The sequence below is a fragment of the Streptomyces glaucosporus genome (genome assembly GCF_039533345.1).
Taxonomy (GTDB): domain Bacteria; phylum Actinomycetota; class Actinomycetes; order Streptomycetales; family Streptomycetaceae; genus Streptomyces; species Streptomyces glaucosporus.
The window spans coordinates 17,631-40,746 of sequence record NZ_BAAATJ010000014.1; the positions used below are offsets into that span (position 1 = coordinate 17,631).

Annotated in this window: 16 protein-coding genes and 1 riboswitch; of the genes, 6 read left to right on the forward strand and 10 right to left on the reverse strand. The window is 76.6% G+C overall.

From position 1 onward, the window contains the following. Window positions 1-6: 6 nt before the first annotated feature. A riboswitch (cyclic di-AMP (ydaO/yuaA leader) is annotated at window positions 7-180 on the reverse strand. Between the two features lie 447 nt (window positions 181-627). From ABD358_RS15955 to ABD358_RS15980, 6 genes are all read right to left on the reverse strand, one after another. Beyond that, window positions 628-1,086, reverse strand: a complete 459-nt coding sequence (locus ABD358_RS15955) for an SPW repeat domain-containing protein (RefSeq protein WP_344631683.1) — start codon at window positions 1,084-1,086, stop codon at window positions 628-630. Between the two features lie 194 nt (window positions 1,087-1,280). After that, window positions 1,281-2,039: an ABC transporter ATP-binding protein gene (locus ABD358_RS15960; protein ID WP_425576351.1), complete on the reverse strand. Its 759-nt coding sequence runs from the start codon at window positions 2,037-2,039 to the stop codon at window positions 1,281-1,283. Window positions 2,040-2,070: 31 nt separating this feature from the next. Beyond that, on the reverse strand, window positions 2,071-3,039 hold the full coding sequence (locus ABD358_RS15965; protein ID WP_344631684.1) for an ABC transporter ATP-binding protein: 969 nt from the start codon (window positions 3,037-3,039) through the stop codon (window positions 2,071-2,073). After that, on the reverse strand, window positions 3,036-5,888 hold the full coding sequence (locus ABD358_RS15970) for an ABC transporter permease (protein ID WP_344631685.1): 2,853 nt from the start codon (window positions 5,886-5,888) through the stop codon (window positions 3,036-3,038). Before ABD358_RS15970 ends, ABD358_RS15965 begins: the two co-directional genes overlap by 4 nt. Window position 5,889: 1 nt before the next feature. Next, the gene (locus ABD358_RS15975; RefSeq protein WP_344631686.1) at window positions 5,890-9,255 is read right to left on the reverse strand and encodes an FtsX-like permease family protein; all 3,366 of its coding nucleotides are present in this window, start codon (window positions 9,253-9,255) and stop codon (window positions 5,890-5,892) included. A 68-nt stretch (window positions 9,256-9,323) separates the two neighbouring features. Further along, window positions 9,324-9,923 carry a LysE family translocator gene (locus ABD358_RS15980; protein WP_425576352.1) on the reverse strand — a complete coding sequence of 200 codons (600 nt, stop codon included), beginning with the start codon at window positions 9,921-9,923 and terminating at the stop codon, window positions 9,324-9,326. A 525-nt stretch (window positions 9,924-10,448) separates the two neighbouring features. Between ABD358_RS15980 and ABD358_RS15985 the strand changes: the two genes are divergently transcribed. After that, complete coding sequence (locus ABD358_RS15985; RefSeq protein WP_344631688.1) at window positions 10,449-11,786, forward strand: aminotransferase-like domain-containing protein; 1,338 nt, start codon at window positions 10,449-10,451, stop codon at window positions 11,784-11,786. 128 nt (window positions 11,787-11,914) lie between these two features. On the opposite strand, the gene ABD358_RS15990 is transcribed toward ABD358_RS15985, so the two are convergent. Beyond that, the gene (locus tag ABD358_RS15990; protein WP_344631689.1) at window positions 11,915-12,409 is read right to left on the reverse strand and encodes an NUDIX hydrolase; all 495 of its coding nucleotides are present in this window, start codon (window positions 12,407-12,409) and stop codon (window positions 11,915-11,917) included. A 104-nt stretch (window positions 12,410-12,513) separates the two neighbouring features. Beyond that, window positions 12,514-13,305, reverse strand: a complete 792-nt coding sequence (locus tag ABD358_RS15995; RefSeq protein ID WP_344631690.1) for a glutamate racemase — start codon at window positions 13,303-13,305, stop codon at window positions 12,514-12,516. 317 nt (window positions 13,306-13,622) lie between these two features. Between ABD358_RS15995 and ABD358_RS16000 the strand changes: the two genes are divergently transcribed. After that, window positions 13,623-14,117: a DUF6643 family protein gene (locus ABD358_RS16000; RefSeq protein ID WP_344631691.1), complete on the forward strand. Its 495-nt coding sequence runs from the start codon at window positions 13,623-13,625 to the stop codon at window positions 14,115-14,117. Between the two features lie 36 nt (window positions 14,118-14,153). Further along, window positions 14,154-14,987 (forward strand): MOSC domain-containing protein, encoded by an 834-nt coding sequence (locus ABD358_RS16005; RefSeq protein WP_344631692.1) that lies wholly within the window; start codon window positions 14,154-14,156, stop codon window positions 14,985-14,987. Between the two features lie 456 nt (window positions 14,988-15,443). On the opposite strand, the gene ABD358_RS16010 is transcribed toward ABD358_RS16005, so the two are convergent. After that, window positions 15,444-16,757 (reverse strand): helix-turn-helix domain-containing protein, encoded by a 1,314-nt coding sequence (locus ABD358_RS16010; RefSeq protein ID WP_344631693.1) that lies wholly within the window; start codon window positions 16,755-16,757, stop codon window positions 15,444-15,446. Between the two features lie 373 nt (window positions 16,758-17,130). Here ABD358_RS16010 and ABD358_RS16015 point away from each other — a divergent pair, with 373 nt between their 5' ends. Together ABD358_RS16015 and ABD358_RS16020 are read left to right on the forward strand one after the other, a co-directional pair. Next, window positions 17,131-17,715, forward strand: coding sequence for an Rv1733c family protein (locus ABD358_RS16015; RefSeq protein WP_344631694.1), 585 nt, complete (start codon window positions 17,131-17,133; stop codon window positions 17,713-17,715). Between the two features lie 146 nt (window positions 17,716-17,861). Further along, complete coding sequence (locus tag ABD358_RS16020) at window positions 17,862-20,327, forward strand: right-handed parallel beta-helix repeat-containing protein (protein ID WP_344631695.1); 2,466 nt, start codon at window positions 17,862-17,864, stop codon at window positions 20,325-20,327. A gap of 203 nt (window positions 20,328-20,530) precedes the next feature. Here the strand turns inward: ABD358_RS16020 and ABD358_RS16025 are convergent, their stop codons facing one another. Then, the gene (locus tag ABD358_RS16025) at window positions 20,531-21,457 is read right to left on the reverse strand and encodes a LysR family transcriptional regulator (protein WP_344631696.1); all 927 of its coding nucleotides are present in this window, start codon (window positions 21,455-21,457) and stop codon (window positions 20,531-20,533) included. A 170-nt stretch (window positions 21,458-21,627) separates the two neighbouring features. On the opposite strand from ABD358_RS16025, the gene ABD358_RS16030 reads away from it, so the two are divergent. Next, window positions 21,628-23,079 carry an MFS transporter gene (locus ABD358_RS16030; RefSeq protein WP_344631697.1) on the forward strand — a complete coding sequence of 484 codons (1,452 nt, stop codon included), beginning with the start codon at window positions 21,628-21,630 and terminating at the stop codon, window positions 23,077-23,079. Window positions 23,080-23,116: the final 37 nt, after the last annotated feature.

The following is a 23,116-nucleotide window of genomic DNA, read 5'->3' on the forward strand; positions in this document are numbered from 1 at the left end:
ATGGGGGTGTCCTCTCCTGCGCCTGCGAGGTTAGCTGTCGGATTCGGGCCGGAGAGCCCGGCCGATTTCCGCCGTGCCGGAGCACATCGAAATCGGCTTCACCCCTAGCCGGGCCGGCTGGAAGCACGGCACGGCAATGTGTGGTTTCCCCGCTCCTGCCGCGTTCGGCTGCTGCCTTTCCACCGGCCGGGCGGCAGGACTCGGCGTCCCCGGCGGTGGAGCCTCCGACTCGGACGGAGGCCAGGACACATAAACACAGCCGGTCAGCGCAGACAAGGCGCGCCGGGACGGGCGGCGGGCGCCCCGGCGCCGGACCGCGGCCCCCGGCCACGGAATGCACCGGATCTCCTTCCGAGCGTGATTGCGCTGAAACTCCGGAAAGAAGTCGAATACCCCTGCGACATGGGAAATCGAAGAAAAAGCGCATGACGATCTCTCGGCGCGGGCAAACGAAGGACCGGGGAGTGTGATTCCCGGCACACCGCCCGCCGCGCCGTCTTTACATTGCCCCATAGAGGACTTGGCGATTTTATTCGGAGAAAAGGCGCACAAGGCGCATTTCACGGAAACCGCCGGGGTGTGTCCCGTCCGTACGGCGGCAGGACGGGACACACCCCGGCGGAGGCGTCAGCCGCCCTCCGTCTTCTCCGCCCCCGTACGGCGGCTGCGGAGGTACAGCAGCATGCTCACCAGCGCCAGGGCGATCAGCACGATGCCCGTGACGATCTCGTTCACGTGGGCGGCGGCGGGGGCGGTGTCGTCGCCCCCGTAGGCGATGACGAGGGGCGACAGCAGCATCCAGAGGCCCAGGAGGAGGATGATCAGGTCCGACAGCATTCCGCGCCGGCGCATCATCCCGGCCCCCGCGATGAACACCACCAGGAGGCCGACGCCGGTCTCGTTCCGCTGGGCGTCCACCGCGGCGTCGCTGAAGGGGTAGCGCAGGGGCCACGACGCCACGAGCAGCCAGATGCCGGTCAGCAGCATCAGCAGGTTCACGATCCGGTCCCGTGCCCCGACCGAGCCGGGCAGGAGCGAGGGTTCCCGGACGGACGTGCGTCCGGGCGGGGAGGAATGACGGGCCACGACGACTCCTTACAGGTCCACCACCGCCATCCTGCTGCCGGTTCCTCCCCGGCGCCCGATATGCACCGCCGTTCCGGTTGCCCCGCGGAGCCCGCGGCCCCTGCCGCCCGTCGCCGCCCGTACGGCGGTCCGCCCCGCCGGGCCGCCCCGCCGGGCGGACACCACCAGGGGAGGACGCCGCAAGGGCCGGCGCCTCACGCCCCGCCGGCCTCCGGGTCCGCCGCCTCGGCCACCACGCCGTCGCGCAGTTCGAGCACCCGGTCCGCGCGCGCCAGCAGACCGCCGTCGTGCGTGGTCATCAGGACGGTGACGCCCTCGTCGTCCACCACGGCCCGCAGCAGGTCCATCACCGCCTCCCCCGTCTGCGCGTCGAGCTGGGCCGTCGGCTCGTCCGCGATCAGCAGCGCCGGCCGGTTCGCCAGCGCGCGGGCGATCGCCACCCGCTGCTGCTGGCCTCCGGAGAGCTCCCCGGGCCGCTGGGCGGCGTGCTCCCGCAGACCGACCAGGGAGAGCAGGAGGTCCACCCGCTCCTCCCGCTCGCGCCAGGGCACCCGGCGCATCCGCAGCGGGACGCCCACGTTCTCGGCCGCGGTCAGGACGGGGACGAGGCCGAAGGTCTGGAAGACGAACCCGATGCGGTCGCGCCGGAGTGCCGCCGTCCGCCTCTCCCCGAGCCCGGCCAGGTCGACGCCGTCCACGACGACCCGGCCGGCGTCGGGCCGGTCCAGGCCGCCGATCAGGTTCAGCAGCGTCGTCTTCCCCGCGCCCGAGCGCCCGCGCACGGCCACCAGTTCGCCCCGGGGCACCTCGAACGTCGCCCCGCGCAGGGCGCGCACGGCCGCCGGTCCGCTTCCGTAGGTGCGCACCAGGTCCCGGACGGCGACCATGGGCCCCGGAGCCCCCGTCCGCTTCCCGCCGCCCTCCTCGGGCGTTCCGGCACCGGTGTCGGGCATGTCGTCCTCCGCCTGGGCGGTCGTCGTCCTCTTACGCGTCATGGGAGTCGTCCCGGTGGACGGTGATGTGGTCCGGCTGCAGGGCGACGCGGGCCCGGTCGCGGATCGACAGCCTCTCGGCGAACCCGGCCGGGAGCTGCAGCCGGCCGGCCCGGTCGACCGTGACGTACTCCTGCGCCACGAGGACCTCGTCGCCGTGCTCGTCGAGCGCCGCGCGGCGCAGCACCTCGGAGGACGTCCGCCCGTCGCGGATGGCGATCGTGCGGCGGACGGCCGAGGCGACCGACGCGTCGTGCGTGACGATCAGGACGGTGGTGCCCAGTTCCTCGTTGGCCGTCCGCAGGGCCGTGAGGATCTCGTCCGCCGCCCGCGAGTCCAGCTCGCCGGTCGGCTCGTCCGCCAGGAGCAGCGCGGGGGCGTTGGCCAGCGCCACGGCGATGGCCACGCGCTGCTGCTCGCCCCCCGACATCCCCTCCGGCCGGCGGCCGTGGCAGTGGCCGACGCCCAGCAGGTCCAGCAGCTCCCGTACCCGTCCGGCCCGCTCCCGCCGCGGCACCCGGCCGCCGGCCAGCTTCATCGGGAGCAGCACGTTCTGGGCGGCCGTCAGGTACGGCAGCAGGTTGCGGGACGCCTGCTGCCAGACGAACCCCACCACCTCGCGCCGGTAGCGCAGCCGGGCGGCCGCGTCCATCGTCACCAGGTCGAAACCGGCGACCGAGGCGGCTCCCGCCGACGGCGTGTCGAGCCCGGCCAGGATGTTCAGCAGCGTGGACTTGCCGCTTCCCGACGCGCCCACGAGCGCCGTCAGCTCCCCCCGCCCGACCAGCAGGTCCAGTCCCTGGAGGGCCTGGACCTCCACGCCGTCGGCCGTGAAGATGCGCACCAGCCGGTCGCAGACGACCAGCGCGTCCCGTCCGTGCCCGTCTCCCCCGCCGTCGCGGCGCTGCGCGGCACGGCGCTCCAGCTCGGCCAGGCTGACCGGCCCCGTCGATCGGCTCAATCCCGTTCCCCCGTCCTCAACCGGTTCCCCTCCGCGCCCGCACCGCCCGCCCTGGCCTGCACGACCGCCGTCCCGCAGGCCAGGGCGAGCAGGAGCAGCGACGGCCACAGCAGCGACGCCGCGTCGGGCTCCAGGGCCACTCGTACTTCCTCCCCGACGACGGCGCGCGTCCGCGCGGTGAACGCCAGCGGGGCCAGGTCCACACCGGGACGCAGCAGCGCCGCGGTCACCAGGGCCGTCGCCGCCCCGCCCAGCACGCCGAGCACCGTCGGGGGGAGCGTCTCGGCCCACACCAGGGCGCGGGCCTGCCGCCGGCTCGCCCCCATCGTCCGCAGCCTCGTCAGGAGCGCCCGGCGCCCGGGCGCCGTCTGCGTCAGCCACAGCAGCAGCGCGAGCGCGCCGTAGCCGGCGCCGGCTATGACGGCGGCCCCGTGGATCCGCGCGGTCCCGTCCTGCAGGGGGCCGGACTCGTAGCCGGCCTCCCGCTCGGAGCGCAGGGTCACCGCGATGCCGTCGCCCGCGCGGCGGGCCTCGTCCCGCAGCGCGCGGCCGTCGATCCCCGAGCCGCTCACCAGCAGCGTGGTGGGGGGCAGTGCGCCGCCGCCGCGTTCCGGAGGGTGCGCCGCGGCCGGTCCGAGGGCGGGCACGACGGCGAACTCCCCCATGGCGGCGGGGGTTCCGCCGCGGACGGCGACGACGCGGACGGGCACCGGTCCTCTGTCGGCGCCGACGGTGGCCACGTCGCCCTTGTCGAGGACGGCCGCCAGCCCCGGCGAGACGACCGCGGGGAGCGGTTCGCCCTCCCGGGCCCGGGCGAGCGCCCCGGCGGGGAAGGGGCCGTCGCCGAGGCCGGTGCGTTCGGCCAGCCGCGCGTAGGAACGCGGATCGACGGCGATCAGCGTGAAGGGCCGTGAGAGGTTGCCCTCCAGGTTCCGCCCGTGCTCGATCCGCGCCGCGGTCACCTCGCGCACCCCCGCCGTCCGGCGGATCCGCTCCTCCAGGCCGCCGGGCAGGCCGTCCGGCGCCTCCACCCGGGCGTCGGCGCCGACCTCGGCCAGGGCCGCCCGGGCGCGGCCGTCGGCGACGCCGGCCAGCACCGAGCCGCCGAAGGCGGACACGGTCAGCGCCACCAGCACGGCCAGCAGCGGCAGCAGCGAGACGGCCGGAGCGCGGCCGAGGCGGGCCAGCGCGAGGGGGAGGACGAGCCCTCTCAGCCGGGACGCGGGACGCGCGAGCATCCGCAGCGGCAGCGGGTACAGCCGCAGCAGCACCAGCGCGGCCACCACCGCCGGCAGCACGGGCGCGGCGACGGCCAGCGGGTCGGGTCCGGCGGCCGCACCGCCGTCGCCGCGCCTCCACACGGCGGCCAGCCCGCCCGCCGCCAGCACGGCGACCGTGAGTTCCAGGACCGCGCGGCGCCGGGAGGGACGCGCCGCGGCGACGTCCTCACGGGCCCGCGGGCGCGGGCGGCGGTGGGCCGCCGCGGCCAGGACGGGCAGCGCGACCTCACCGAGCGCGGCGACCGCGGCGCCCAGCGCCACCGGCACCGCGCTCCGGGGGGCCGGCACCCACCACAGCGCGCACGCGGTGCCCGCCGCGGCGGGGGGCACCGCGACGGCAGCCGTCTCCCCGAGCAGGCGGAGTCCCATGCCGGGCAGGCTCCCGCCCCGGGCCCGCAGCAGTTCCAACTCAGGCCGCCGGGCGGCGGCCGTGAGGACGCCGGCCATCACCAGGACCACCACGGCGGCGGCCCCGACGCCGGCGACCGCGGTGAGGACGAGCGACCGGGAGGTGCGGCGTTCCTCCTCGAACGCGTCCAGCAGCTCGATGAGGCCGTCGGCGTAGGTGTCGGAGTCGGCCACCGGCGAGCGGCCCAGCAGTTCCGTCTCGTCCGCGCCGCCGGTCAGCGCGGCCAGCGCCGACCGCAGGGCGGGGACGTCCGCCGCCGAGAGGGCGTCGGTGCGCACCGGATGGTGCCAGTAGGCCACGGCGCCGCCCTCGCAGCACCTCATCACCTCGCGCGCCTCGCCGTCGATCAGCGCGGTGAAGTGCCAGTACTGCGGCTGGGGCGGTGCCGCGTTGGGCACGCTCCGCAGGCTGGGCTCCAGCAGGTCGGTCTCGGCCCGCCAGTGGGCGGCGTCCCGGTCGCGGGGGGCGACGACGCCGCTGACGCGCACCGTCAGCCGGGCGCCGGTGAAGCCCTGGAGACGGACGGTGGAGCCGACCCCCAGGTTCATGGTCTCGGCGGTGCGGGCGGTGATCGCGGCCTCGACGGTGCCGTCGCGCACGTCCGGCGACGGCAGGCGTCCCGAGAGCAGCCGCATGTGCTCCTCCGTGTTCCGCGGCTGGGTGACGAGGGTGAGCCGGGGGTTCATCCTCTGGGGCTCGGGTCTGGGGAGCCCGCGCCCGGTCACCGTCACGGGGCTGCCGAGGCGGATCCCGTACACCGTCTCGTCCCGGTCCGGCGCCAGGGGCGGGCGGGCGATGTCCCACAGGTCCTGCGCGAACTCCTCCATCCTCGTCCGCAGGGGGGTCGTGCGGTCGGTCATGAGCGCGGCCCGGGGCCGGACGGCCCCGGCGACCGTGACGCTGCGCTGCTCCAGCGGGGCCCGGGCGACCGCCTCCCGCAGCGCGGCGTCCTCCTGGGCGGTGATCTGCCGCGGCACGGCGGCCGCCAGGAACGCGGTCACCATGACCAGCAGCCCCATGGCCAGGGCGGTGCCCGCCGACGCCCTCAGTCGGACGCGGACCCACGGCACGCCCGTGCCCGCCTGCGCGCGGGAGGCGCCGTCCCGGGCGGTGCGGGCCGCCTCCGGCCGCTCGGTTCCCGGCCGCTCGGTCGCCGCCATGTCAGTCCTCCGCCCTTCTCAGTGCGTCGGCGGGACGCTCCCGGCGCAGGGCTGCGACCGCGGCCACCGCCGCCGGCGCGGCCACCGCGACCACCGCCAGGACGGCGGTGAGTCCGGAGGGGAGGACCACGTCCACGCCGGGCTCCGGAGGGGACGCCTCCGCGGTCACGACGGTCAGGGGCACGACGAGGCGGGCCAGTACGGCGCCCGCCAGCGCCCCCAGGCCGACGGCCGCCACCGCCAGGAAGCTCTGTTCGGCGGCGACCGCGGCGGCGATCCGCCGCCTCGGGACGCCCAGGGCGCGCAGGACGGCGATGTCGCCGGCGCGTTCGCGCAGGGCTCCGGCCGTGACCACCGCGAACCCGGCCGCGGCGAGGACCGCGGCGGCGAGCGCGATCGCCGACAGGGCCGAGCGGGGACCGGCCCCCAGCGGGTCGGCGGCCGACTCGCGGGCCAGTTCGCCGCGCACGAGCAGCGAGACGCCGTCCGGCCTGGCGCGCAGGGCCTCGGCCGCCTTCCGGTCCTCGCCCGGTTCGGCGGCCAGCCACCATTCGCCGGGCCGCGGCCCCTGGGCGAACCGGGCCTGCACGGCGTCCTGGAGGGCTCCGAGGTCCATCAGCAGGGCTCCCCCGGCGGATCCCTCGCCGTGCAGGGGCGTGGTGGGCAGACCGCGCACCGAACCGGTGACGCGGACGTCCAGCCGGACGCCCGGGAGGTCGAGGGTGACCGTGTCGCCGACGGCGACGGCCTGGGACTCCAGGAAGGCGTCGGTGGCGACGGCTCCCGGGAGCGGGCGGGAGGGCCCGGCGGCGTACAGGACCAGCTCGGCGTGGGCACGCTCCCCGCCGGGCGGCGGCTGCGGCTGCGCCCCGCTTCCGTAGCGCGCGTCGAGCACGGCCCCGCCCCGGCCGACGGCGGGCTCACGGGCGCGCACGTCCACGTACCCGTGCTCCGGCGCGGGCTGGAAGTCGGGGTCGTCGATCCGCGCCCGCGCCTTCCAGGCGGCGTCCGCCGGCACGGTCACCGCGGCGGTGCCGCCGTCCCCGGCGACGGCCCGCAGCCCGGTGACGGTCAGCCGGAGGCCGGCGGGGCGGTCCGGCAGCGCGTGGCCGGCCGTCAGCCGCGTCAGGCGGAGGGGTTCGGCGGGGGCGCCCGCGGGGCCGGCCGCCTCCGCGAAGTCCAGTTCCAGCGTGCGGGGTTCGCCGTCGGCGGGCAGCTCTCCCAGGGAGAACGTGTGGGGGACGCCGTACCGGTCCTCCACGACGGCGGCCAGGTTCTCCCGCAGCCCGCCGGCGTCCTCCCCGCCGTCGGCCCGCAGCCGTGCGGTGATGCGCAGCCGCCGGGTCCCGTCCGGCAGGAGGAGACCGGGGTCCTGCCCGGCTTCGGGGCGCAGCGGGGGGTACAGGTCTTCCGCGGGACGGTCCGCCAGGTCGGGACGCAGCCGCACGATGCCGGCCGCCCGCCCGGTGTCCATCGCCAGCAGGGTCGCCGTGCGGTCCCCGGGGAGCGCCACCTGTTCGCGGACGACGGGCGTGGCCGAGGCGACGCCGTCCGTCTCCCCGTACACCCCGCCCTGCCCGAAGCCGGGGGTGGACGAGCCGGTGATCCGCAGGTCGGCGCCCGCGGCGTAGTCGGCCTGGTCCCGCTGGGACCGGTCCCAGCTCGCCCCCTGGCCCACGGCGAACGTGGCCGTGGCCACGGCGAGGACGCCCAGCAGGAGAGGGCCCGCGGCGCGCCCCGGGCGCCGTGCCAGCTGCCAGTGGGCGCAGGCCAGGACGAGCCCGCGGGTGCGCCCGGCCGCCCACCGGGAGGCCCGCACCGCCGCCGGCAGCAGCCGGACCGCCAGTACGGCCCCGGCCAGCAGGCAGCAGGCGGGCGCGGCGACGAGCACGGGGTCCGCGCCGGGGAACCCGTCCCTGGGCCGGGGTGTTCCGCCGCCGTCCGCGTACCGCGACAACTGGCCGTAGGCCACCGCGGCGACCGCCAGGAGCCCCAGGTCGGCCCCGGCCCGCACCGCGGCGCCGAGCGCGGGCCGGCGTATCCGCGCGGCCCGCTCCCGCACGTAGGCGCCGTGGCGGCGCAGGGCGGGCGCGGTCAGCACCGCCGCGCACCCCAGGGCCACCGCGGCGGCGACCGCCCACGTCCGGCCGTCCGCCGCGCCGGAGACCCGCACCCCGGCCCGGGCCGCGGCTCCGTGCTCCGCGATCAGGGACGCCAGGGGCCCGGCCGTCAGCGCGGCGGCGACCCCCGCGGGGACCGCCAGGAGCGCCGCCTCACCGGCCGTGAGGGCCGCCAGCCGCCGCCGGGTTCCGCCCCGCGCCCTCAGCAGGGCGTCCTCCCCGGCGCGCGACTCGCGCAGCGCCCCGGACACCAGTACCGTCGCGCACCCGGCGAGGACCGCGAGTTCGGCCATGCCCATCAGGGCCGTCGACCGGCTCGCCCGCAGCGCCCGTTCCGTCTCGTCCAGCAGCGCGGGCAGCCCGGTGGTGACGCGGAGACCCGCGGCGGACGGATCGTCGCCGAGGCGTTCCACGGCGCGCCCCGCGCTCTCCCGGAGCCTGTCGGCGCGGTCCGCGGTCACCTCCGAGAAGTCCGCCCGCGCCTGCCAGGACGCGGCCGCCGGGGCGACCCGGCCGCCGGTGAACGCCGAGGGGTCGGCGAGCAGCGGCCCGTAGGTGGTGAAGTCGAGCGTGCGGACGCCGCGTCCGGCCAGCGGGTCGAGCCGCCAGTAGGGGTCGTTCCGGTCCGCCGGGCGGTAGATCCCCGTCACCCGGACCCGCAGCGGCTCCCCCCGGAGGCGGCCGGTGAGGGTCGTCCGGTCGCCGGGGCCGAGGCCCAGGGCGCGGGCGGCCGCCTCGGGCACCGCGACCGGGACGGCGCCGGTGTCCTCCGCCGGGCCGGGGCGGTCCCCGGCGGTGAAGGACACCCGGGAGGCGTCGAAGGACGCCAGCAGTGTCAGCCGCGCGTCGTCCCCGCCGGTCCCCCGCCGCCCGTCCTGCCGTCCGGCGTCGGGCAGTTGGTAGGTGCCCGACCGGGTGCTGGAGGCGACGCGGACCGGCAGTCCGTCGAAGGCGTCCCGCGCGGCGCCGCGCACCAGGGTGTCCAGCCGTGCCAGGCCGCCGGCGCCGGCGCCGGCCTCCGCCTCCAGCAGCGTCCTCGCCGCCGACCGGTCCTGGAGCACCCGGCGCAGGCCCGCGTCGGCGACGGCGTCGGAGTACGTCCAGAGGGCGGTCAGCGCGCAGCTCGTCAGGGTGACGGTGAACAGCGCGGCGGTCGCCAGCAACCGGTGCGCCCACGTCCGGCGGACGACGAATCCCAGCACGAACGTCCCCGCACCCCCGTAGTCCGGACATCTGTTCCCGCTCACCGGGCAGGCCCCACAGTGTGCCCCATGCCGCCGGGCGGAGGAACCCCGGGAGGCGGGCTTCCCGGGGGTCAGCCGGTCGCGGCCGGTTTGGAGGTGTCCAGGGCCAGCGTGACGGCCAGCGCGCCGAGCACCGCCCCCATCGCGTAGCGCTGCGCCCTCAGCCAGGAGGGGCGGCGGGCCAGGAAGAGGGCGACGGATCCGGCCGCCAGCACGAGCGCGAGGTTGACGGCGACGCTCACCGCGATCTGGACGGCGCCCAGCGCGAAGCCCTGGAGCACGACATGGCCCGCTTCCGGATCGACGAACTGGGGGATCAGGGAGAGGTACATGACGGCGATCTTCGGGTTGAGCAGGTTCGTCGTCAGCCCCATCGCGAAGAGCCTGCGCGGGGTGTCGTGCGGGACGTCCCGCGCTGCGAAGACCGGGACGCCGCCGGGTTTCAGGGCGTTCCAGGCGAGGTGGGCCAGGTAGACCGCGCCGGCCAGTTTGACGGCGGCGTACAGGCCGGGGACGGCCACGAGGACCGCGGACAGGCCCAGGTTGGCGGCCAGGAGGTAGACCAGGAATCCCAGGGTCACGCCCGCCAGGGAGACGATCCCCGCCCGGCGCCCCTGGGTGACGCTCCGTGAGACGAGGTAGAGCATGTTGGGGCCCGGGGTGAGCACCATCCCCAGGGAGACCGTCGCCACGCCGAGGATTCCGCCCCATCCGATCACGACGGATCCCCGTTCCCCGGTCCGGGCGCGTGTTCCGTCGCCGTGCCCGCGGCCGCCCGGCGGACGCGGTGCTCCGGGAGCGGCCGGGCGGGAGTCCCGGCGGACCGCCGTGTCGTACCGGAGTCCGCGGGCGCCTGCCGCCGGGCCGTGCACTCCCCGGGCGATTCCGCCGCCCCCTGCCGGGACCGCGGACTCCCGGCGGAACCACGCCGATTGCATCGATTGCACCGAGATGGTGGGGGCGAATGCCGGTCCAGTGGTAACCGGGACTCCCAGTCCATCCGTCCGTCCTCTCTCTGCCCGGCGACTCTTCTGTCGCACTCCGGTCGCACCCCCGGAACGGACGAGAAGTCGGCCGCGGGGTGGAGTCGAGCCTAATCGGAGAAATAACTCAGAGCAACTTTCTTATTGCACTCGGTGCAATTCCGTGGTGAGATGCCGTCGGAGCGGTGCGAACGCGGAGGAGCGACGGGGAACATGAGGGACTATCAGCAGGTCGCCGACGCGGTGGCCGCGGACATCGGAGCGGGCCGCCTCCGGCCGGGCGACCGGCTCCCGCCGCAGCGGGAGTTCGCCCGCCGGCACGGCATCGCCAACTCCACCGCCGCACGCGTCTACCGGGAGCTCGCCCGCCGCGGCCTCACGGTCGGCGAGGTGGGCCGCGGCACCTTCGTACGGGCCTCCTCCGTGCCGTACGCCCCCGCTCTCGCCGAACCCGCGGACAGCAGGATCGACCTGGAGCTCAACCATCCGGTGGCCCCCGGGCAGGCCGCACTGCTGGCGGCCGGGCTCGGCGGTCTGCTGCGCCCCGACGTGCTGGAGCCCGTCCTGCGGCCCGTCGGCGCGGCGGGCACACCCGCCGCGCGCCGTGCCGCCGCCGGGCTGCTCGCCCGCGGCGGCTGGCACCCCGACCCGGCGCACGTGCTGTTCGCCGGGAACGGCCGCCAGGCGATCTCGGCCGTCGTCGCCGCGCTGGTGCCGCCCGGCGCCCGGCTGGGTGTGGAGGAGCTGACCTATCCGGTGCTCAAGGCGATCGCCGCCCGGCTCGGGGTCGTCCTCGTACCACTGGCCGTGGACGACGAGGGGCTGGTCCCCGAGGCCGTCGAGGAGGCGCACCGCGGCGCGCCGCTGCACGCCGTCTACGTGCAGCCGGTCCTGCACAACCCGCTGTCCCTCACCATGTCCGCCAAGCGCGCGGGCCTGCTCGCCGACGTCCTGTCGCGGCTGGGGATCCACGCGGTCGAGGACGCCGTCTGGGCCTTCCTCCGCGACGACCTGCCGCCCCTCGCCGCGCTCGCCCCCGAGCGGACGGTCCTCGTCGACAGCCTGTCCAAGCGGATCTCCCCCGGCCTGACCCTCGGCTTCGCGGTGGCGCCCCCCGCTCTGGCCGGCGATGTGGCAGCCGCCCTCCGCTCGGGCGGCTCGACCCCCATGCGGTTCGCGCTGGAGGCGGCGGCCCGCTGGCAGGCCGACGGCACGGTGGAGGCCCTGGTGGAGGCCAAGCGGCGGGAGGCCGCCGTGCGCCAGGAGATCGCCCGGCGCCATCTGGACGGCTTCGCGGTGCGGAGCGACCCGCACTCGTACCACTGCTGGTGGGAGCTCCCCGCACCGTGGCGGGCGGACACCTTCGTCGCCGCGGCCGCGCGTCACGGCATCGGGGTGGCCCCGGCCGCGGCGTTCGCCGTGGGGAGCCACCGCGCCCCCAGCGCGATCCGGCTAGGGCTGGCCTCACCACGGCCCGACGTGCTGTCGCGGGCGCTCGCCACCCTCGCCGAACTCGCGCGCTCCGCACCGGACACCCTCGCCGCCGACTGAGCCCCGGGCGCGGTCCCGGACCGGTGCCGTTCCGCCTCCCCGGTACCGCGGCCGCACCTCGTACCGCTTGGCACACTTTTTCCGCGGGGCGACCGCCGGGACCGGTCGGTCGCGTCGTCGGCGGTGTGTCAGCCGCCCGCGCCGCGGCTCCCCGCGGTGACCGCGAACCACGCGGGTTCGTCGCTCCTCGCCCGTTCGATGCGCCTCAGGGCGAAGTCCTCCAGCGGCGGCAGGGCGTCCGGTTCGAACCAGGCCACTTCCAGGGACTCGTCGTCGTTGACCCTCGGCTCCCCGCCGACCGCGCGGCAGCGGAAGGCGGTGTCCACGAACTGGCACACGTCGCCGTTGGGGTAGCGCACGGGGGTGAGGGTCTGCACCAGCAGCAGCCGTTCGGGGACGGCGTGGACGGCGGTCTCCTCGTACACCTCGCGGATCGCGGCGTCGGCGGGCTGCTCGCCCGGTTCCGGGATGCCGCCGATGATCGACCAGCGGCCGGTGTCGGCCCGTCTGACGAGGAGGACCCGCCCCCCGTCGTCGAGGACGACCGCGCTGACGCCGGGCAGGAAGAGCAGTTGGCGTCCCGCGCTCGCGCGCAGGTCGCGGATGAAGTCGGGAGTGGCCATACCGGGAGCCTACGTGCCTTTCCCACTGTTTCCGCGGTGGCCTCGCGGGCGCCGGGGGCCGGGTGCCGGGCGGGGGTCGGCCGCCCGGCGTCCGCGCGGTCCGTTCAGCCGGTCCGGACGGCGCCGGACGCGGCCAGCAGACGTCCCTCGGCGTAGGCGTGCGCGGGGGCGGTCAGCTCGGCGGGGCGGCCGCTGAGCAGGACGGTGAGGCCGCCGGCGGGGGCGGCCCGGGGGTCCGGTTCGGCGCCGATCCGGCGCAGTGCCTGGGCGGCGACCGCGGTGGCCGAGCCGTACAGGGCCAAAGGCGGGGCAGGCTGGGGGCGGACGGCGGCGCGGATGCGTTCGGCGACCAGCTCGTAGTGGGTGCAGCCGAGCACCACGGCCCGCACGTCCGGCGGGGTGAGGGCGGCGGCCGCGGCGACGGCCGCGTCGACGGCCGTCTCCTCGCCGCTCTCCACGGCGTCGGCCAGTCCGTGGCAGGGCACCTCGGTGACGGCCGCTCCGTTGCCGTACTCCGCGATCAGGCGGCGCTGGTAGGGGCTGCCGGTGGTGGCGGGGGTGGCCCAGACGGCGACGGGCCCGCCCGCGGCGGCGGCGGGCTTGACCGCGGGCACGGTGCCGATGACCGGCAGGCGGGGTTCCAGCTCGGCGCGGAGCACGGGCAGGGCGTGCACGGAGGCGGTGTTGCAGGCGACGATCAGCGCGTCCGGACCCAGTTCGGCGGCCGCCCGCGCACAGGCCAGGGCGCGGGCGGTGATGTCGTCGGGGGTCCGCGGGCCCCAGGGCATGCCGTCGGGGTCGCAGGACAGGACGAGGTCGGCGTCGGGTCTCGCACGCCGTACCGCGGCGGCGGCGGGAAGCAGCCCGATTCCGGAGTCCACGAGTGCGATCTTCACGGGGACCAGCGTACGCGCACGGGCCGGGGGCCGCGGCGGGGCGGCCGGTCGTCTGGGGCCGGGTGTGCGCCGCGACCCCCGGCCCGTGGGCGTGGTCCGCGGCCCGCTGCGGGCTCGCCCCGTTCGGGGCCGGGCGGCACGGCTCGCGCCGGACGACGGAATGCCGCGGGAGCTGGTCTTTTCCCAGGTCTTTACCGGACCGGACGGGCGTTTTCGTCACCTTTGCCCACAGCGGTGGTCCATGACCACGGAAACCCCGCGAAATGACCTTCTTATCGCTCTCCCCAACCAGCACATCGTGGGCTTAACTTATGAGTATGACGTCCCCCCGCAGCACCTACGGCGGTGGCTACTACTCCACGCCGTCCTTCGCTGACACCCCGATCTACGACAGCCTGGTCGCCGAGCGGGGTAGACCTCAGATCGCGCCCATCCGCGTTCCGGCGTCTCCCTACGAGCCCTCGGAACACCTGCCCGCCCTCCCGGCCGCGCTGCCCGCGCTGCCGTCCGGGCCCTCCCACCCGTCGCAGCAGGTCCCGCAGCAGGGGTACGGCTACCCGCAGCAGGGCTACCAGCCCGCGCCCGTGCAGCAGCCCGCACCGCTGCAGCAGGCGCCCGCCCCCTACGTTCCGCAGCAGGCCACCGCACCGCGGGGCGGCTACGGCTACCCGCAGCCCCAGCCGCAGATGCGTCCGGTCGCCCCCCGGCCGGTGCCGCCGCGGCAGATGCCGGCCCCCGCTCCGGCGCCGGCCGCGCACCCCGGTTCGTACGAGGAGCCGTACGGCCACCCCTACCAGGGGCGCGGTTACTGACCGACGCCTGTCCGCCCCGGGTGACAGGATGGGGGTATGACCGAGCCCAGGCTGGCCGCCCTCGTCGTCCACCCGGTGAAGGCGTTCGCGGGTGTCGGGACGGCTCGTGCCGTCGTCGAGCCATGGGGACTGTCGGGGGACCGGCGCTGGATGGTGGTCGGTCCCGACGGCGCACAGCTCACCCAGCGCGGGCATCCGCGCATGGCGCAGGCCGCCGCCGGGCAACTGCCCGGCGGCGGCCTGCGCTTGTCCGCTCCCGGGATGCGGCCGCTGACCGTCGGGGTGCCGGACCCGGCCGCGGGCCTGGTCCCGGTCGAGGTGTGGCGCACCCCGGTGGAGGCGGCGCCCGCGGCGGCCGAGGCCGCCGCCTGGCTGACGGAGTACCTGGGCACGGACGCCCGGCTGGTGCACCTCGACGCCCCCGACCGCCGGCGTCCGATCGCCCCGGGGCACGGCCTTCCCGGCGAGACGGTGTCCTTCGCCGACGCGTTCCCCGTGCTGCTCACCGCGGTGTCGTCGCTGGAGGCCCTCAACCGGCTGGTGGCTCAGGGGGACCACCCGGACGAGGGCCCGCTCCCGATGAACCGCTTCCGGCCCAACGTGGTGGTCGAGGGCACCGCGCCCTGGGCCGAGGACGGCTGGCGCCGGATCCGGATCGGCGAGGTGCGCTTCCGGGTCGCCGGACCCTGCGGCCGCTGCGTGGTGACCACCACGGACCAGGCCACGGGCGAGCGGGGGAAGGAGCCGCTGCGCACCCTGGCCCGGCACCGCCGCTCCGGCGGCCTGCTGATCTTCGGGCAGAACCTGGTCCCGGAGTGCACCGGCACCCTGCGCACGGGCGACGCGCTCGAAGTCCTCGAAGTTCTCTGAGTCTCGAAGTTCTCTGAGCCCCCGCGGCCTCCGAGTCCCCGAGCCCCTGAGGCCGCGGGTGAGGCACCCGACCGGGGTCCCGGACGGGCCGGACGGGCCGGACGCCCCGGCGGGAGACGTGAGGCGGTACGGCGGGCCGGGGTGGAACCCCGCACGCGCCGGGTCCCCGCCCCCTGGAACCGCTCGCCCTGCTCGCCGTCAAGCAGGCCGCGCGGCCCCGCCGTACCGCCTCCGCCGTCCAGGAGCGGGGCGCCGCTCCAACGCCCCGCTCCCAGGTGTTGCGCACTCCCCGGAAGGAAGGCCCTCCGGTGCCCGGCGGCCACGGGACCGCCGGCCTGGGCCGGGCCCAGGCGCCGCCGAACGGCCGGACCCAGCCGAGAACGTCCCCACGGAACGGTTGGAGGCCCGGCGCACCGGCCGTCCGCGGACGGCCGGATGGCGGTGCGTCCGGCAACGTTAGGCGCCGGGACGTTGCGGGGACGTTGCGTCCCCGCCGGGCGGCTCCCCGGAGGCGTCCGGGGCCAGTCCGTAGGCGTCGCGCAGGGCCCGCAGCCGGGCGGCGGGCACCGCCCGGGCTCCGGGGGGCAGGGCGCCGGCCAGCGCCTCCCAGACCTGGAGGTCGTCCTCGCCCCACGGGGTGCGCACCCAGCCGTCCAGCAGCGCCGGGTCGCGGCGGACGAGCAGGGCCTGCCGCAGCCGGTCCTCCAGCAGCCGCCGCAGCCGCACGACGCCGGGCGCCTCGGACGCCGGCAGCAGCGGGCCGCGGTAGGCGGCCAGCGCGGTGGGCAGGTCCCCGGCCCGCAGGGCGTCGGCGACCGTGTCGTGGTCGGTGCGCACCCGGGCGGTCAGGCGGTACGGGCGGGAGGCCAGCAGGGGGCCCAGCACCGGGCGCAGCCGGGACAGCTCGGCGCGCAGCGTGACGGGATTGATGTCGCGGTCGCCGTACAGCTCCAGGGCGAGCCGCTCGCCGGAGAGGCCCTCGGGGCGGGCCGCGAGCAGCAGCAGGATCTCGCTGTGCCGCCGCCCCAGCCGCACCGGCGCGCCGGGACCGGTGCGCAGCAGCGCCTCGTCGCGGCCCAGGACCTCCAGCAGGGGGGCCGCGTCGGCGGCCGGGGCGAGGGACGCGAGGTGGGCCTCGGCCGCGCGGGCGGTCGCCTGGACGAGGGCGAGGCTGTGCGGGGAGGCGAGGTGGTCGCCGCCGGTGATGTCCACGACGCCCAGCAGCCGCCGGGTGTGCGGGTCGTGGACGGGCGCCGCGGCGCAGGTCCAGGGCTGGACGGGCCGGCAGTAGTGCTCGGCGGCGAAGATCTGCACGGCGTGGTCGACGGCGAGGGCGGTGCCGGGGGCGTTGGTGCCGGCGGAGGACTCGGCCCAGCGGGCGCCGGGGACGAAGTTCATCGCCTCGGCGCGCCGTCTCAGCTGCGGATGCCCCTCGAGCCACAGCATCCGGCCGTGCTCGTCGCACACCGACAGCAGGTGGGCGCCGTCCTCGGCGATGGCCCCCAGCAGTTCCCGGAACAGCGGCATGACCCTCGCCAGGGGGTGCGTCGCGCGGCGCTCGGCGAGTTCGTCCTCGTCGAGTTCGACGGGGGCCAGGCGGTCCGGTTCGACCGAGGCCCTGGCCGAGCGCCGCCAGGAGGCCGCTATCACCTCCCGGACGGGCGCGGCGATCGCCCCCTCGGTCAGGAACGCCTCATGGGCGCGGCGCACGGCCCCTATCCGCTCGGCCGGATCCGCGCCCGACTCCAGTGCCAGCCATGGTTTGAGCACGGCAGCCATCGTCCTGCCCCGGGGGGTGCCACGGCAACGGGTCGACCGGCGCGGAGTGTTACGCGGGGGCGCGCGTCTTCGCGCGCGGCCCGCCCGGCCGACCCGCCGTCACCTCGCCCGTGGGAGGGCGCACATGCGCGGTCTCCGGGAGAGCCGGCCGGTGGAGGCCCCGGGGCCGTACCGTGAGGATTCCGTGACCGCGCAGGCATCCGGGACCGATAGGCTTGACGCCCGGATTCCACGAAGAGAACGCGATACTTCCGGGCACCAGGCAACCCCGGACCCGCGATGTCGCTCTCTCTTGCTGTCCACCCGTTCCCACCGGAACCGCGGGCGGGTGGGGCTCGGCAGGGAGACAAGGGGGTGAGCGGTCGTGCGATCGATCGCCGGGTTGTGGCGCTGGCGGGGCAACCCGCTGTGCCGGGGCACCGACCGGGCCGAGGGGTGGCTGGCGCTGAGCGCCGTCCTGCTGATCGCCCTGGCCACGCCCGCCGCCGCGGTGTGGGGCGGGCGGGCGGCCCACCAGGCGCTGCTGGAGACCGTGCGCGACCAGCACCGGCAGCGGCACCAGGTGTGGGCGACGGTCGCCGAGACCGCCCCGCCTCCGGAGTCCGACCCCGAGCACGGCTCCGGGCACCGGGCGGCCGCCACCTGGACGGCGCCCGACGGCCGCACCCACTCGGGGACGGTCACCACCGGCCGCGCGGCCGAGCCCGGGGACCGGCTGCGCGTGTGGACCGACGCCCGCGGCGAGCTCGTCCCGCCCCCGATGGACGAGGCCACCGCCGTCTCGCACGCCGTCCTGGCCGGGGCCGGGACGGCGTGCGTCGCGGCCGGACTGGTGGAGGCCGCACGGCGGCTGGCGGTGCGGCGGCTGCTGGCCCGGCGCTACGCGCGCTGGGAGGAGGAGTGGGCCCGGGTGGGGCCCGACTGGGGGCGTGCCGACCGGGCGAACTGACGCGGCGCCGGCGCCGGCCCGGCCGGAGTCCGCCCGCTCCGGAGCGTACGGGGACCGGTCACCCCACCGTCCGGCACGCGCTACGGTGGTGCACCTGTAGGCGGCAGCGCGATCGACGTTCGCACGAGGTTGGGGCAAGGCGGTCCATGGCACAGGGCTCGGTCCAGGTGACGTACACCGGCACGTCGCGGTGGCGGCGCCGCACGGGGGACTACGCCACCCTCTCGGACGCCCTCCGGGCCGCGGGCGACGGCGACATCCTGACCCTGGCCCCCGGAACCTACCGCGAGAACCTGGTGATCGACCGCGCCGTCACCCTGCGCGGTCCCGAGCGCGCGGAGAGCGGCTCGGTGCGGATCGCCCCGGCCGACGGCGTCGCGCTGACCGTCCGCGCCCCGGCGGTCGTGCGGGACATCAGGATCGAGGGGCAGGACGCGACGGCCCCCGCGCTGCTGGTCGAGGAGTGCGCCGCCGAATTGTCCGGCCTGCGGGTGACGACGCGTTCGGCGGCCGGCGTCGAGGTGCGGGCCGGTGCCCGTCCGACCCTGCGCCGCTGCACCGTGGACAACCCGGCCGGGATCGGCATCAGCATCGGCGGCGGCGCGGGCGGGCTGTTCGAGGAGTGCGAGGTCGTCGCGGCCGGGCAGTCCGGGATCGCGGTGCACGGCGGCGCCCGTCCCCGCCTGGAGCGCTGCCGCGTCCACCACGCCTCGGGCGCGGGGCTGTCGCTGACCGGGGAGGGCAGCGCGGCGGAGGCCGTGGACTGCGAGGTGTACGAGATCAGGGGCGCCGGGGTGCAGATCGCCTCCCGGGCCTCCGGGCACCTCACCGGCTGCCGCGTCCACCGCACCTCCGCCGACGGCGTCACCCTCGACACCGACGCCGTGCTCACCCTCGCCGACTGCGAGCTCCACGACATCCCGGAGAACGCGGTCGACCTGCGGTCGCGCTCGGTGCTGACGCTGACCCGCACCACGGTCCGCCGCTTCGGCCGCAACGGCCTGTCGGTGTGGGACCCGGGCACCCGGGTGGACGCCAACGGGTGCGAGATCGGGGAGAGCACGGGCGACTACCCTGCGGTGTGGGTGAGCGACGGGGCCTCCGCGGTGCTGGACTCCTGCCGGGTGCACGACGTGCCGGACGCGCTGTTCGTCCTGGACCGCGGCTCGCGGGCCGACGTCCTCGACAGCGACCTGGCGCGGGTCCGCAACACCGCCGTCTCGGTGAGCGACGGCGGGACCGTCCAGCTCGACGACTGCCGTGTGCGGGAGGCCGGCACCGGCGCCTGGTTCCGCGACCACGGCAGCGGCGGCACCCTGGCGAACTGCTCGATCGAGGCGGTCGGCACCGGAGTGATCGTCACCAAGGGCGCCGACCCGTCCGTCGACCGCTGCACCGTCACCGACCCCCTGGAGGCGGGCTTCTACGTCTCCGCGGAGGGCCGCGGCACCTTCACCGGCTGCCGGGTGACCGGCTCGCAGGGCTACGGCTTCCACGTGATCGACGGCTGCCGCGCGACGCTGCGCCGCTGCCGCACCGAGCGGTGCGCGCGCGGGGGGTACGAGTTCGCCGACGGGGGCGCCGCCCAGGGGGCCGGCCCGGTCGTCGAGGACTGCACCGGCGACCGGAGCGACGCGCCCGCCGTGCCCGTGCCGGATCCCGTGCCGGCCCCGGCCGTCCGGACCGCCGGCCTGCTCGGCGGCATACCCCAGCAGCCGGCCGCTCCGGCGCCCGCCGCGCCCGCCGCCCCGTCCGGGTCCGCGCCGGCCCCCGGCGGGGAGCCGCCGAGGACCGCGCGCCCGGCCAAGGAGGTGCTGGGCGAACTGGACGCGCTGGTCGGCCTGGAGGGCGTCAAGCGCGAGGTGCGGGCCCTCACCGACATGATCGAGGTGGGCCGCAGGCGGCAGGAGGCCGGGCTCAAGGCGGCCTCCGTGCGCAGGCACCTGGTGTTCACCGGCTCCCCCGGCACCGGCAAGACCACCGTCGCCCGGCTCTACGGGGAGATCCTCCACTCGCTGGGGGTGCTGGAGCGCGGCCACCTGGTGGAGGTCTCCCGGGTGGACCTGGTCGGCGAGCACATCGGTTCGACGGCGATCCGCACCCAGGAGGCGTTCGACCGGGCGCGCGGCGGTGTGCTGTTCATCGACGAGGCGTACGCCCTCTCCCCCGAGGACTCCGGGCGCGACTTCGGCCGGGAGGCGATCGACACCCTGGTGAAGCTGATGGAGGACCACCGGGACGAGGTGGTCGTCATCGTCGCGGGCTACACCGCGGAGATGCGGCGCTTCCTGGAGGTCAACCCCGGTGTGGCCTCGCGCTTCTCACGGACCATCACCTTCGGCGACTACACGCCCGGCGAGCTGCTGCGGATCGTCGAGCAGCAGGCCGAGGAGCACGAGTACCACCTCGCCGAGGGGACGGCCGGGGCGCTGCTGACGTACTTCGCGGAGCTTCCCAAGGGGCCGGCGTTCGGCAACGGCCGCACCGCGCGGCAGACCTTCGAGGCGATGGTGGAGCGGCACGCGGGCCGGGTCGCCCAGCTGGAGGACCCGGACACCGACGACCTGACCCTGCTCCTCCCCGAGGACCTGCCGCCGCTTCCGGAGCGCTGACGCCCCGGGGCGCGTCCCGAAGGCGCCGGTCGCTCCGTGGCGGACGGCGGGCCCGTCGTGCCTCGTGGCGCCCGTGCGGTGGCGCCGGGGGCGGTCGGTGCCGCAGCCGTCCGCGTGGCGCTCCGTGCGGCCGGCCGCGTCGGACCCGGGGGCCGGCCGCCGCGGGGAGTCGCCGCGCCGTCCGGCCGCTGCGGGCGCGGTCGTCAGGACCGGGCGGGGCCGCCGTTGGCCCGGAGGGCGTCGTGGACGGCCTGGACGAAGGCGCGGGTGCGGGCGGTGACGCCCGCCGTGCGCCAGACCACGGCCACGTCGGTGCGGGGGGCGTCGTCGATCGGGACGAAGGCGATGTCGGGGCGGGCGTGGTAGCGGTCCACGGATGCGGCCACCGGCGACGCGCCCTGGCCGGCCGCGATCAGCGCCAGCAGTTCCTGGAAGGTGGCCACGTCCTGTCCCCGGGGAATGGGCCTGCCGCTCGGGGTGAAGCGGGGCACGTGGAAGTCCCACCAGTAATCCGGTGCGGGTCCGGTGACGCCGAACACGGTGACACGGCTCAGGTCTTCGAGCGAGACGCGGGAGCGGCGGGCGAACGGATGGCCTGCCGGCACGGCCAGCACACGCGGCTCGGACAGCACCACCGGGCCGACGGTCAGATCCGGCTCCTCCACCGGCAGTCGGGTGATGAGCACGTCCACCTCGCCCGAGCGCAGCGGCCCGAGCGGGTCGGCGAAGTGGGTTTCGCGCATCCGGATCTCGCAGGCCGGGTGCCGGGTCCGGAAGGCGCCCAGGATCCTCGGGGTGAGCTCGCCCGCGCCCACCCCGAGGAATCCCACGTGCAGCACGCCGTCCACGCCGCGAGCGGCTGCGATCGCCCGGGCCATCGCCCGGGTCATGCCGCGGTGGAGCGGCTCGAGGTCGTCGCGGAGCCGCGCGCCCAGCGGGGTGAGCGCGACACGGCGGCTGGTGCGCTCGAACAGCGGCGCGCCGATCCTGCGTTCCAACTTCTTGATCGTCTGGCTGACCCTGGCCTGCGACAGCCGCAGCCGCTCCGCGGTCCGGCCGAAGTGCAGTTCCTCGGCCAGCACCAGGAACGCCTCCAACTCGTGCCGCTCCGGCAACACCTCTCCGTCCATAACCGGGGATTATCGACCGTTGTCCACTCCGTCGTTGTTCGCCGGTCCGTGCCGATCGATCGTGGAGGCGACCCCACCGAACGATCGAGGAGTTGAGCTGCGTGACCGCGGTAATCGACGCACCCGCCTCCGCAGACGCACGGCCCCGGGAGGCGGCGGGTGCGGAGCGCGTGTCCGGCCGGAACCTGTGGACTCTGCTGGTGGTGATGGCCGGCACCTTCGTGGCGATCATGGATTCGTTCATCGTCAACGTGGCGGTGCCCTCCATCCGCGCCGACCTGAACGCGAGCCTCGCGCAGGTGGAGTTGGCCGTCGGCGGCTACGTCCTGGTGTACGGGCTGCTGCTGGTGACCGGCGGCCGGCTGGGCGACCTGTTCGGGACGCGGCGGCTGCTTCTCGCCGGCATCGCCGTCTTCACCCTCGCCTCCCTGGCGGCCGGGCTCGCCCCCGACCCGGTGACGCTCGTCGTGTGCCGCGTGGTCCAGGCGGCCGGCGCGGCGCTGTTCTACCCGCAGGTGCTGGCCGTCCTGCAGACCGCGTTCACCGGCCGGGCGCGCGCCAGGGCGTTCGCGGTGTTCGGCGCGACGATCGGGCTGGCCTCGATCGCCGGACAGGTGCTGGGCGGCCTGCTCGTCCACCTCGACCTGTTCGGGCTGGGCTGGCGGAACGTGTTCCTGGTCAACGTGCCGTTCGGGGTGCTCACCCTCGCCGGTGTCCTCGGCCTGCTGCCGGCCGGTCGGCCGGCGGCGGGCCGGACGACCGGCCGCCGACTCGACCCGGCCGGGGTGGGCCTGCTCGGCGGGGCGCTGCTGCTGCTTTCGGTCCCCCTGGTGGAGGGGCCGCACCTCGGATGGCCCGCCTGGACCCTGGTCTCGATGGCCGCCTCCCTGCCCGCCCTCGCGGCGTTCGTGGTGTGGGAGCGACGCGTTGCCGCACGCGGCGGCAGCCCACTGGTCGACCCCGCGCTGTTCCGCAGGCGGGCCTTCTCGGCCGGGAACGCCGTCGCGCTGGCCTTCTTCGCCGGCAACGCGGGCCTGTTCTTCGTCCTCACCCTGCAGCTTCAGAACGGGATGGGCTACTCGCCCCTGGCCGCGGGAGCGGCGTTCGTCCCCCTGGCCGTGGCGTTCTCCGCTGCCTCCCTGCTGGGCCCGCGCCTCACGGACCGGCTCGGCCATCACGTTCTCACCCTCGGCTACGCGGCCAACGCGGCCGGCACCCTGGCCCTGCTCGGCACGGTCCGGGCCGCCGGGACGGAACTGACCGGGTGGGCCCTGCTGCCCGCCCTGGCCGTCATCGGCTTCGGGCAGGGCCTGGGCGTCAGCCCGCTGATCGGGACGGCGCTGGCCGGCGTCCCCGCCGAGGACGCCGGATCGGCGGGCGGCGTACTGGAGACCGCCGGGCAGATCGGGATGTCGCTCGGCGTCTCCGCTCTCGGGATGGTCTTCTCCACCGCGCTCGGCCCTGCGACCTCCCCGGCCGCGTACTCGCACGCCTTCGCCCTCACCCTGCTGGGCAACCTCGCGCTCGCCCTGGCCGCCCTGGCCCTGCTGCCGCCCCTCCTCCGCCGGAACCGCCCCGCGGACACCCCGCACTCCGCCGACGGCGCGCAGGGGGAGCGGTGAGAGCCGCCGGGATCCACGGCCGTCACGCCGGCCCGGC

Coding starts and splice junctions, on each gene's coding strand:
- ABD358_RS15960 (WP_425576351.1), bottom strand. CDS start 2,039: ATGCCCGACACCGGTGCCGGAACGCCCGAGGAGGGCGGCGGGAAGCGG.
- ABD358_RS15970 (WP_344631685.1), bottom strand. CDS start 5,888: ATGGCGGCGACCGAGCGGCCGGGAACCGAGCGGCCGGAGGCGGCCCGC.
- ABD358_RS15980 (WP_425576352.1), bottom strand. CDS start 9,923: ATGGTGCTCACCCCGGGCCCCAACATGCTCTACCTCGTCTCACGGAGC.
- ABD358_RS15985 (WP_344631688.1), top strand. CDS start 10,449: ATGAGGGACTATCAGCAGGTCGCCGACGCGGTGGCCGCGGACATCGGA.
- ABD358_RS15990 (WP_344631689.1), bottom strand. CDS start 12,409: ATGGCCACTCCCGACTTCATCCGCGACCTGCGCGCGAGCGCGGGACGC.
- ABD358_RS16000 (WP_344631691.1), top strand. CDS start 13,623: ATGACGTCCCCCCGCAGCACCTACGGCGGTGGCTACTACTCCACGCCG.
- ABD358_RS16005 (WP_344631692.1), top strand. CDS start 14,154: ATGACCGAGCCCAGGCTGGCCGCCCTCGTCGTCCACCCGGTGAAGGCG.
- ABD358_RS16020 (WP_344631695.1), top strand. CDS start 17,862: ATGGCACAGGGCTCGGTCCAGGTGACGTACACCGGCACGTCGCGGTGG.
- ABD358_RS16025 (WP_344631696.1), bottom strand. CDS start 21,457: ATGGACGGAGAGGTGTTGCCGGAGCGGCACGAGTTGGAGGCGTTCCTG.